Consider the following 11,891-nt stretch of genomic DNA (forward strand, 5'->3'; position numbering starts at 1 on the left):
CGAACCTACTTCATTGTGTCAACTATTTTTCCCAAAATTATTTTGGACCGCTTCTCTGTCTCCTGAAACTGCCCACAGTGCCGGATTCTAGGCAACAATGGTTTATGCACTGTGTTGACTAAGGATGGAACAAGCGTGAATTTTCAGTCGGTAATAAGTTTATTGCATCATTTCTGGGGCGATCGCGGTTGTCTTATTGCTCAGCCCTACGATATTGAAAAGGGAGCTGGTACTAAGAATCCCCAGACTTTTTTAAGAGCATTGGGACCTGAACCTTGGGCTGTTGCTTACGTTGAGCCTTGTCGTCGTCCTACTGATGGACGCTACGGCGAAAACCCCAACCGCTTCCAACACTATTATCAGTACCAAGTTCTGATTAAGCCATCACCAGATAATATTCAGGAGATTTATCTTGATTCGTTAAGAGCTTTAGGTATTCGTCCTCAAGACCACGATATTCGGTTTGTAGAGGATAACTGGGAAGATGCGACTGTGGGAGCTTGGGGTACTGGGTGGGAAGTATGGTTAGATGGGATGGAAGTTACTCAATTTACCTACTTCCAACAGTGTGGAGGAATTGATTGCCGTCCGGTGTCGATTGAAATTACATACGGGTTAGAGCGGCTGACAATGTATCTCCAGCAAGTAGAAGCATTTACTAAGATCCATTGGACAGACAACGTTACTTATGGCGATGTTTTCCTGCAAAGTGAGATTGAGCAGTGCACATACAACTTTGAAGCGTCAAATCCTGAGTTGCTACTGACATTATTTAATTTGTATGAGCAGGAAGCTACCCAATTGACAGAGAGAGGATTGGTATTGCCTAGCTTAGATTATGTAATGAAATGTTCGCACACATTCAACCTGCTGGATGCTAGGGGTGTGATTTCTGTGACAGAGAGAACTCGCTATATTGCCAGGATTCGGCATTTGGCTAGGAAGGTAGCTCATTTATATGTTGAGCAAAGGGAGAAGTTGGGTTTTCCGTTGCTCAAAGATACTGTGAGTTCAACAGGAAGCCCAATATCCTAAAGGTGCGTCTACACAACTAAGTACAGCTTTGTGTAAAATAATAGCGTTTTTCAACGCAGAGTAAAGGCAAAGGTACGCAGAGTCGTGCCAAATTTAATTCACTACGATTTTATGTTCTGTTTATCCTTGTGCGCTGAGGTTTAAGCTAGGTATATCTTTTTGATGCAGGCAGCTTTTGATAAAGGACAGAAATACGGTTAAATATTGAGTCTAGAACATTCAAGCTACAAGGATAAGGCCCGCCTGTGCGGGCTTTGTTTATATAAAGTTGATGAACTATACTCACCACAAGCATAAAAATTTTTTGCTGTTGTTGATTAAAGAGATAAAAAGCTCACGCAGAGGTGCTCCAAGCACAGATAATAAGAGTTTGGAATATTTTATTTTTGAATTTCATAACCAAATTCAGCAACGCCGATTTTTCTTTCTTGCTGCCCTATCTATATTTAGATCACCTGTAAATTCGGATTGCCAGGTGCTTTTACAAAAATCTTATGATTCAAACCAGTGGTGTAATTATTTGTCTTGGCTACATTTTTGGGTTGCTGCTTACAGCAGTTCCTTGGGGTGGTGTGGGGATTTTGGTTGTGGGGATTGTGGGAGCAATACTTTTTAGAAAACGCACCACACTACAGCAATTTGCTCAGAAACCGGAAAATGCTGGAAGCAAAAAGAAGGCAGTGCCTAATATTTGGCAAAGTACTCTCCATCCTCGAATATGGCTAGCTGCTGGCTTGGTGGGATTATTGGCAACTCTATATTTTCAATGGCGAATGCCACAACCGGGTGCAAAAGATATTAGTCAGTTTGTCCCGCCTGGAAATAGCAGCAATCAAGAACAACTTGTGATTGTACGCGGCGAAGTGGCGAGTAATCCCCGCTTAACTCGCAGTCAACGAGGACAATTTTGGCTGGAAACGACTCAGTTAGATGAAGTTAAAAATGATAAAGGTTCAGCAGGTGTCCCAAAAGGGGTTACAGGCAAATTGTATGTGACAGTCCCTATACTTCAGGCTACTGGGTTATACCCTAGTCAACAAATTGCCGTGACTGGGATTTTGTACAAACCAAAGGCGGCTTCCAATCCTGGTGGTTTCGATTTTCAGAAGTTTCTCAAGCAGGAAGGAACGTTTGCCGGTCTAATTGGGCGGCAAATAAATGTTTTGGATCGGGAACGGAAATGGGGATGGTGGCAAATTCGTTCCCGAATTGTGCGATCGCAAGTTCGTTGGTTGGGTATTCCTGAAGGGCCGCTTGTTAGTGCAATGGTTTTAGGCAGCAAAGCTGTTGATTTACCCTACGATATCCGCGACTTATTTGTACAAGCCGGATTAGCTCATGCTTTAGCGGCTTCTGGGTTTCAAACTTCTTTGATTTTGAGTGTGATTTTACAGTTAACAAGGCGGGCAAGAAAAGGAACGCAATTTACCCTTGGCTTTTTGGCTTTAATCATTTTTCTGAGTTTAACAGGGTTTCAACCTGCGGTTCTCAGAGCCGTAATTATGGGTTTTGCAGCATTAGTTGGTCTGCTATTAAAAAGAAAAGTAAAACAGTTTGGATCGTTACTATTAGCAGCAACTCTCCTATTAGTATTTAATCCTCTATGGATTTGGGATTTAGGTTTTCAATTGAGTTTTTTAGCAACATTAGGATTAATTGTAACAGTACCCGCATTAGTCAATCGCCTAGCATGGCTACCACCTGCGATCGCTGCTTTGATTGCCGTTCCCCTAGCTGCCACTATTTGGACTTTACCTGTGCAACTTTTTGTTTTTGGAATTGTACCATCTTATAGTCTGTTGCTGAATGTGGTTAGTACTCCATTAATTTCGATCATTAGTATAGGTGGAATTATCAGTGCGTTAGTAGGTTTATTTTGGACTGACGCAGGAAGCTTCCTAGCGGGGGTGTTACATTACCCTACTGATTGGCTAATTAAACTAGTGGAATTTTTTAGTAAGTTGCCTGGAAATTCTGTTGCTGTGGGCAGCATATCTACATGGCAGCTTTTGGCGATTTATATACTAATTGTATTGGTCTGGTTAGTGCGTTGGTGGCAAAAGCGGTGGTGGTTTGCTAATATGATTGCGATTGCTTTAGTATTCATCCCCCTTTGGCATTCTAAAAATATATTGTTTAGGATAACAGTCTTAGAATCGGGTACGGAACCAATTATAGTTGTTCAAGATCGAGGTACTGTAACTGTAATTAATAGTGGTGATGAAGGTACAGGACGTTTTACAATTTTACCGTTTTTACAACAGCAGGGTGTAAATCAAATAAATTGGGCGATTGCAACTGATTTTCAAGGTAATGAAAGTAATGCTTGGTTTGAATTAATGCAACGTTTACCAATTGATAAATTTTATGAATATTCACCCCAAACAGATAATTCTATTACGGCTCAAGCAATTCAACAGGAACTACAAAAACATCAAGGAATTTATCAATCTTTGGCAGTTGGGCAATCGGTGAAAGCTGGTTCGATAGTAGCGCAATTAATCAACGACCAATTACCAATTTTACAATTGCAAATTTTAGATCAAAATTGGTTATTAGTAGGTAATGTTAAATCTAAAGAGGTGCAGCAACTAGTTAAAAATGGAAGTTTGCCTCGCCCACAAGTGCTTTGGTGTGCCCCTGAATCATTGAAAGATTTAGTTATTGCTCTGCAACCACAAGTAGCGATCGCTTCTTCTGCCAACTTTGATCCAAAAACTTTATCTGAACTGAATCAAAGTCAAACTAAACTATTCTTTACAGGACGAGATGGGGCTATCCAATGGACTCCTAATGGTCAGTTTGAGGCATTTATTGAATCAACAGAAAATAAATCATCTGTTTTATAAAAAACTTACAAATTCAGTAAATTCAAAAAAAATGTATTAATTTTTATGATAATTTATTTTTATAGTACTCGTGAAGAGTATGGCTGTTTCTCTAACTTTTCGTCCCACGGCTTTGAATTAGATGGATTGTATTGGTCAACTAGCGAACACTACTTTCAGGCGCAAAAGTTTGTAGGTACACCTCATGTAGAACAAATCCGCCTAGTTAAAACACCTAAAGATGCAGCAAGAATGGGGCGTGAGAGAACGCGTGCCTTACGCCAAGATTGGGAACAGGTTAAAGATGACATCATGCGGCAAGCTGTGCTGTGCAAATTTCAAACTCATACAGATATTAGAGATATTTTACTTTCTACAAACAATGTAGAAATTGTTGAAAACTCGCCTATCGATTTTTATTGGGGTTGCGGAGCCGATGGGAGTGGTAAAAATATGCTAGGAAAAATTTTAATGGAGGTGCGGGATATTCTGCACCATACATACAGGATAGATATTGATAATAAAACTATTAAATAAGCTTGTCAAAAATAATTTTTTAATCGAACTACTCCAGACGTAGAGAACACGAATAGAGAAGAAATAGAGACGATCGCAAACGCTCTAAGACTGCTATATAGTTATTACTCTTCATGAGTGGAAATCTGAAAACCTCGATTAACGATCGCTACATAAACTCTCACCTCTCCTAAACTGACGCTGTGGTAAAGCAGACTGATGAAAGATGCATCCTGGTTTTGGGAACACTAGATTTAGCACCAAGACTTCACAGGAAGGAGTTGATGTCTAAAGGCGAATGGAATAACTAGATCGAAAAATACAGTTCCCTTGCAATTATCCATAACATACCTAAAAGCAGTGAAGCGTAATACCATTACCCATGAATTTGATTCTAGTTCGCAAGCAGGAATAATACCTCCACAAGAAAGTGATGACCAGTTGTCAGAAGCGGTAAAGCTACTACGGCAAGGAATTCAACAGCAGCAAAGTGGCGAGTTAATCACGGCTATGAAGTCTTTACAGCAATCCTTGGGGCTGTTTCAGGCAGTTGGCGATTTAGAAAAACAGGCACAGGTACTTTCTTTTTTAGGATTGGTAACTTACAGCGTTGGAGACTACAAAGGTGCTATATCTTACTCCCAACAATGTCTGTCTTTGCTCAATAACACCTCAGATTTAGCATTGCAGATGCAAGCACTTTCCCATTTAGGCAATGCATACCGTCATCTGAACGATCATAAAAAGGCTATTGAGTTTCTAGAAAAATGTTTGAAAATAACGCAACAGTTACAAGACAAACGCAGTCAAGTCGCGGCACTCAATAATTTGGGATTGGTGTATAAAGCTTTAGGTAACTTTACACAGGCTATTGAGTATCAACAGCAAAGTCTAGAGATTGTGCGGGAACTCAAAGATAATTGGGGCGAAGAACAGGTACTCAAGAATTTAGGTAATGCTTGGTATGCTTTGAACAATTACCCAAAAGCGATCGCCTATTATGAGCAGTGTGTAGTACTATCACGCTCCTTAAAAAATGTTCGCAGTGCTTCTCAAGTGCTAAAGAATCTGGGCAATGCTTGTTATGCTTTAGGTGATTATACTAAAGCCATTAAGTATTATGAAGATCGCTTGCAATTAGCCAAAGAAATTCAAGACAAGCGTAGTGAGGAACAGTCTTTAAGTAGTTTAGGAGTTGCTTGTGAAGCTTTGGGTGACTATAACAAAGCAATTACGTATTATGAAGAACGTTTGTTGTTAGCTAGAAATATCAAAGATCGTCGCAGTGAAGAACAAGCCCTTGCCAGTCTGAAAGTTGCTTGCTACGCCTTGGGTGATTATGCCAAAGCTATGCAATATCAGCAGGGAACATCTTCAAATAGTTAAAAAGCAAGATTGGAAAACAATTCAAAATTACTCGCACAGATTAATTCCCCCGATTGTTTTTTGTTGGAGATATACGAGAACTTCTAATGTATCTACTTGAGGAAATTCTGCGTAAAAATTACTCACACTCCAGAAGGGTTCGGGTGTTTCCAAGATTATTGTGCGATCGCCCCACTGTTTTAACCAGGGCAGCAATTTTTGTGGGGCTACTGGAGTACATAACCAAACTGCTGCTGGAGAAAGCGCTCTCATAGCAGTTGCTGCTACCGCTATTGTCATACCTGTAGCAATGCCATCATCAACTAAGATGAGCGTAGCATTCTCTGCATTCACTTGCGGACAAGCAGGAATTAATTGAGCCTCAAGAAACTTAGCAAGGTTCATCGCTTTATTTAAAGCTACATCCCGCCACCGCGCATCATGTTTAGGGCGAAATAGCTTTTGATCGGCCCAAAGAACATTTTCAGAAGTAGTCACTGCACCAATTGCTAACTCTGGGTTTTCTGGATGGCTAATCTTTTTTGCCACAACAATTGTCAACGGACAATCTAAAAGACGTGCTATTGGTGCTGCTACTGGTACACCTCCTCTTGGCAAAGCATAAACAATTGGTACAGGCTTTACCCCAGAATCAATAGTTTGCTGAGTCAAAACATCATGAATTACTCGCGCCAATAACTCACCTGCATGGGTACGATCGGCGAAAAGTGGGGTATGTGACATGGTTTTCCCCCAGCATCTTAGGACGGCAATGCTCTTATCATGACTGAATTTTGTCTCAAATTAACTGATACAATAAGATTTGTATAAATAATTAAGTATTCAGCAAAAGTTTATTGTTCTGATAAATATCCAACCAAAAGGCTATTTAACTCAGATATAACAGCTGGCGCTGATGCCAAAATCCTGATTTTCATGAGCAGCGAAACCCAACTCAGCCTCTTCGACGACTCAAGCTTTAACCAACGAGAACTGATTCCTACAGACGCGAAAATTCCGATCGCTCCCGGAACTTATTCTGACATAACGGAGTTGACACAGCATTGCGATCGCTGCCACCGTTGTGCATTGGGAGACACTCGCACTCATGCTGTTGTTGGACGTGGCAATCTCAAAGCACCAATTATGGTTGTGGGAGAAGCGCCAGGTCAAAATGAAGATGAAACGGGTTTACCATTTGTAGGCAGATCGGGACAATTGCTAGAGAAAATTTTGGCATCAGTGAATCTGACTACCGAGGATGATGTATATATTGCCAATATCAATAAATGTCGCCCACCAGATAATAGAGTTCCCACTCCTGTAGAAGTCGCGGCTTGTCTACCCTACCTACTAGAACAAATTCGCTTAGTTGACCCCAAAATAATTCTATTAACGGGTGCGACTGCTGTCAAAGGTATCACTGGCGATAAGCGGGGGATTACCAAAATTCGCGGACAGTGGCTGGAGTGGGAAGGGCGTTTATGTATGCCAATTTTTCATCCTTCCTACTTGCTACGTAACCCTTCTAAGGAAAGAGGGGCGCCGAAATGGTTGATGTGGCAGGATATCCAGGCAGTGCGTGCCAAATTAGACGAAATCCAAAATAATAGCTAATGCTTAATTCCGTCTTTTTTAAAGCTTGTCACTACCAACATCTTTTCAATTGCTCACTTCGTTGCTATCGCGGTTGGGAATAAATTCTAAAGCTAATAGCTAAAGTCTTCTCAAGAGGACTCAATACAAGATTTTAAGCGATGTAGATGACTAGACTCTCTGAAAGAGAAAATTTCAGTCTACTGATTGCGATGCTTATTTTAATTAAATATGATGACACTTTTTAATTAAATATGATGACACTTGCTCACTAGGGGTAAAACTGAAGCTAGCGTACCCCTTTGGCAAGGAGCACGCTAGCATGGGTAAGGTACTTTGGTTATTGGTAATTGAGCAGACTCGATATTACCTTTTACCTTTTAGACGCGAAATTTCAAGTCTCTATTCGTCGTCGAAGTCATCCTCGTCGTCTTCCTCTTCTTCCTCGAAATCGTCGTCGTCTACTACTTCGTCAGCAATTAATTCATCTTCTTCATCTAGAATTGACCTTTCTGCACGTCTGCTGCCAAAGCCAGATTCCCCAAGAGTAGGAGAATCTAAATTATAGGTGCGAGCTGTGCGATCGTCTAAGACCATATCTAGGGGATCATCAACTTCATCTAACACACTACTGGTAATTTCAGCAGTATAGTCATCGATTGCACCGGGTTCTTCATAAGTATTGTACCCAGTACCAGCCGGAATCAATCGCCCGATAATCACGTTTTCCTTTAATCCGCGCAGCCAGTCAGATTTGCCTTCGATAGCTGCTTCGGTAAGTACCCGTGTTGTCTCTTGAAATGATGCGGCGGAGATAAAGCTGTCGGTGTTCAACGATGCTTTGGTGATACCCAACAATACTGGAGTATACTGTGCCCTTGCACCGCCTGTAATTGCCATAGCTTCGTTTACCTGCTCAACTTGGCGCAGTTCCACCAATTCGCCAGGAAGCATAGTAGTGTCACCACCATCATCAATCCTGACTTTGTTGGTCATCTGGCGAACAATTACTTCAATGTGCTTATCGGAAATATCAATCCCTTGAGACTGATACACCATTTGCACTTCATTCACTAAGAAAGTCTGTACCTTCTGCAAGGCAAGGCTAGCACAAGCATAGATTCCGTCTTCAGAACCCAGACTAAAGAAGATTTCCAAAATTTCGTGGGGATTGGATGGGCCATCAGTTAACGGTTGTCCCGCTAATACCATTGAGCCATCTGGCACAATCAAGTTTTGTCCAGGGCCCAGAGGATAATCTGTCACCACGCCATTTGATTCTACGACCTTAATAGCGATCGCTTCATCACCACTCTCAGCGTAAACTACCTTAACTTCACCCGCCCGCCGACATAAAATACAGGCTTCTTTAGGTTTCCGAGCTTCAAGCAGTTCCTCAATCCGGGGCAAACCTTGAATGATATCTCCGGTTTTGGCGCGTTCAAACACCAGCAACACTAAGTTATCACCCCGTTGTACTAAATCGCCGTCTTCTATCTGCAATACAGCACCAGGGCTGACTCGATAAGGGCGACCGATACGAGTAGTAATAACGAAGTTTTTATTACTAAGAGCTGATTCCCCACCAGATGCAGCAGCGGCATTTTTAATATCTACTACCTGTCCTGATTCTGGGGCAAAAACTCCAGGAGCAACTTCTGTACCTTCTACTAGCAAATCACCCACTTTTATCTTGGGCTGAGTACTAGTATTAATGGTGAGCCTGTCAACGTCGCGCAACACCAAGCAACGACGCACGTTTTCGGTTCCTTTTTGGACACCCCGTACTTCCCCACCTTCTTTACACAAGATTTGGGTACGTGCGACTACAGAACCTGGGGCAATGGTTAACCCATCGTGTACCTCAAGTGTAGTCTGGGTACTACCTTGGGTGGCATCGGCGGTAATGTCTCGACGAATTACCAAGGATTCCAAAATTACCAGTTGTAAACGTTGAACTTCTGGGTCTTCGGTATCCTCTACTAATTCAATATCTGCTGCTAGGGGTGAAGCATTATGATCTTGTTCCCCTTCTTGCTCAATTTCCAGCACTAGCTGGGTTCGCAGCAGTTCCACACCTTCAACAGATTTGACGCGTTCTGAATCTTTGTAAGGTAGTCGTTGCACAGCCCGCAACTGAATTGATCGCCCGGTTTGTTGACTTACAGATGTAGTGGATGGCACATCTGGGTTATCTGGTACAGCAAACTCAACCACTGGACGGCTCAACAGGGCGGGGCCTTCTGGTGTCTCCACATACTGGATATAACGCAATTCCGTGGCAACATTACCTTGGAATTCCTCACCTGGTTGGATGAAGGTGTTATCTCGCCCGATGACTGATTCTGGATCGTCCACCATCAACAGTTCGCCTGGCTTCACCACGACTTCCCGCAGGATGTCGTTTTTCTGGGTCACTTCTACCACACCACTGTTTTGGCAGAAGATATCTTTCACGACTTCGGTGCCAGCTTCCACAAACTGACCGTCTTCCACCAACAGCAAGGAGATATCTTTATTAACTTCGTGGCTTTCTTCAGGAATCCACAACAAGGTACCACCCTGTACGACTTCATAGCCCAGCTTGGCTTTGCCTTTTTTCTGGACTTCTACACCAGCAAATTTCAGGAATCCACCAGTGGTTGTGCGATAGCGGTCATCAATTAACTCAGCTACTACTTGACCATTTTGCACTTTTGTGCCTGGTGTAGCTCGGAGGTTAAATACCTGGTTGTTGCCAGTAGATACTAAGTAGTTATTACGACCTTGAGAACTTTGGACTGTCACCGTTGCCTGGTCTAAAACCACAGAAGCAGTGATAATCTCAATTTCTCTGGTACTCTTACCTGGGGTAGCTTCTGGCAAGCGCACTACACCGCCGTGTAAACTGGCTAATTTGGTTTCTGCTAAAACTCCATTAGCAGCGATCGCATCACCATTTTTCACCACCAATTCGGCCCCTGGCGGCAAGTTGTAAACTTCCCCAGACAAAATCCAAATCAAACCACCGCGTGCGGCTGTGGTTGTGGTATTGCCTTGACGGTCAGTTTTTTGTTCTGGAACAACTTCGGCAAATTGCACTTCCCCTGCTAAGTCAGAGGCTACATCTTTAACTGCTTTTTCTGTATTAGTCCGAGTTGTCCGTCCACCAAGGGCAACCTCTGCCAACAACTGACCTTGTTTTACCTTATTTCCATCAAATACATATAGTGTTGAACCTTGGGTAAGATGAACCTCTTGGTTCTCTGGAGTCACATCACCTACTTTTGTTGGCTCCAAAAGCATGATGCCATTAGCCTCAACATAGAGGGCATCTTCCCCGTGGCGGGTACGATATGTTCTGGTTTTCAGTTTGCGGGGAAGTTTGACAGTCCCATCAATTTTGGAACGAACTTGTTGTGCCACTTCTCCAGTAAACACCCCACCAGTGTGGAATGTCCGCATGGTTAACTGAGTACCAGGTTCACCGATACTTTGGGCAGCAATAATCCCTACAGCTTCGCCCAAGTCCACCATCTTGGCGTGTGCCAAACTCCAGCCGTAGCAGTGTTGACAGACAGAACGTGCGGCTTCACAAGTTAGGGGCGATCGCACCACAACTTCTCCCACCCCAGACTTTTCAATTTTCTTCGCCAAGTCTTCAGGAATTGGCGAATTGCGGGCTGCAATCAATTCTTTTGTGACCGGATCCACCACATCTTCGCCAATTACCCGTCCCATCAAGCGAGTTGCTAGAGGAATCAAGGTTTTAGCACCTTCTGTCATTGGTCGAATGCTAAGACCTCTGGTAGTCCCACAGTCAAATTCCCGAATAATTACATCCTGGGAAACGTCTACCAATCGACGGGTGAGATAACCAGAGTCAGCCGTCCGTAAGGCAGTATCCACCAATCCTTTTCTGGCACCGTAAGACGAAATAATGTATTCCGTCACAGTTAGCCCTTCACGGAAGTTGGTTTTGATCGGTAAATCGATAATTTCCCCTTGAGGATCTGCCATCAGTCCCCGCATCCCCACCAACTGCCGGACTTGAGAGATGTTACCCCGTGCCCCGGAGAATGCCATCATATATACGGAGTTCAGGGGATTAGTCTTCTTGAAGTGAACGACTACTTCATCTTTCAAAGCTTCACTGGTACCATTCCAAGTATCGATTACCTTTTGGAAGCGTTCTACTTCAGTGATTTCTCCCCGTTGATAACGGGTTTCAGTAGCACGAATTTCTTCCTCGGCTGCTTCTAAGAGCAATCGTTTAGTTGGTGGTATCATCAAGTCATCTACACTGATGGAAACCCCTGCTTTGGTAGCGTAGCGAAATCCCAAATCTTTCAATTTGTCCGCCATCACTGCGGTTCGCGCTGTACCATAATTCGTAAAAGCCCAAGAAATTAAATTTCTCAGTTGACCTTTGTCAACCACGCGATTGCGAAAAATCATTTTTTCGTTAGTCATTAATCATTAGTCCTGAGTCATCAATAATTAATAATTCGTAATACTCGCCAAACGCGAGAAGCAAGCTACGTAATTCGTAATTAAAGAATTAATTACGAA

Annotated in this window: 7 protein-coding genes; 5 read left to right on the forward strand and 2 right to left on the reverse strand. The window is 42.7% G+C overall.

Annotated elements, in window-relative coordinates; translation table 11 throughout:
• The first annotated feature begins 135 nt into the window (after nt 1–135).
• The 4 genes from glyQ (at nt 136) to HWQ42_RS02590 (ending at nt 5,765) form a co-directional block, all read left to right on the forward strand.
• Nucleotides 136–1,035 carry a glycine--tRNA ligase subunit alpha gene (gene glyQ, locus HWQ42_RS02575; RefSeq protein ID WP_292809027.1) on the forward strand — a complete coding sequence of 300 codons (900 nt, stop codon included), beginning with the start codon at nt 136–138 and terminating at the stop codon, nt 1,033–1,035.
• A gap of 494 nt (nt 1,036–1,529) precedes the next feature.
• Complete coding sequence (locus HWQ42_RS02580) at nt 1,530–3,884, forward strand: ComEC/Rec2 family competence protein (protein ID WP_292809029.1); 2,355 nt, start codon at nt 1,530–1,532, stop codon at nt 3,882–3,884.
• Between the two features lie 45 nt (nt 3,885–3,929).
• Nucleotides 3,930–4,400, forward strand: a complete 471-nt coding sequence (locus tag HWQ42_RS02585; protein WP_292809031.1) for an NADAR family protein — start codon at nt 3,930–3,932, stop codon at nt 4,398–4,400.
• A gap of 339 nt (nt 4,401–4,739) precedes the next feature.
• Nucleotides 4,740–5,765 (forward strand): tetratricopeptide repeat protein, encoded by a 1,026-nt coding sequence (locus HWQ42_RS02590; RefSeq protein ID WP_292809033.1) that lies wholly within the window; start codon nt 4,740–4,742, stop codon nt 5,763–5,765.
• Nucleotides 5,766–5,792: 27 nt separating this feature from the next.
• On the opposite strand, the gene HWQ42_RS02595 is transcribed toward HWQ42_RS02590, so the two are convergent.
• Nucleotides 5,793–6,488 carry a phosphoribosyltransferase gene (locus HWQ42_RS02595; protein ID WP_292809035.1) on the reverse strand — a complete coding sequence of 232 codons (696 nt, stop codon included), beginning with the start codon at nt 6,486–6,488 and terminating at the stop codon, nt 5,793–5,795.
• A gap of 192 nt (nt 6,489–6,680) precedes the next feature.
• Here HWQ42_RS02595 and HWQ42_RS02600 point away from each other — a divergent pair, with 192 nt between their 5' ends.
• Nucleotides 6,681–7,361, forward strand: coding sequence for a uracil-DNA glycosylase (locus tag HWQ42_RS02600; RefSeq protein ID WP_292809037.1), 681 nt, complete (start codon nt 6,681–6,683; stop codon nt 7,359–7,361).
• Between the two features lie 381 nt (nt 7,362–7,742).
• Here the strand turns inward: HWQ42_RS02600 and HWQ42_RS02605 are convergent, their stop codons facing one another.
• Nucleotides 7,743–11,792 (reverse strand): DNA-directed RNA polymerase subunit beta'', encoded by a 4,050-nt coding sequence (locus HWQ42_RS02605; RefSeq protein ID WP_292809039.1) that lies wholly within the window; start codon nt 11,790–11,792, stop codon nt 7,743–7,745.
• Nucleotides 11,793–11,891 lie beyond the last annotated feature (99 nt).

Origin of the sequence: Nostoc sp. JL23 (assembly GCF_017115065.1) — a bacterium.
In the GTDB taxonomy this organism is placed as follows: Bacteria; Cyanobacteriota; Cyanobacteriia; order Cyanobacteriales; family Nostocaceae; genus Nostoc; species Nostoc punctiforme_A.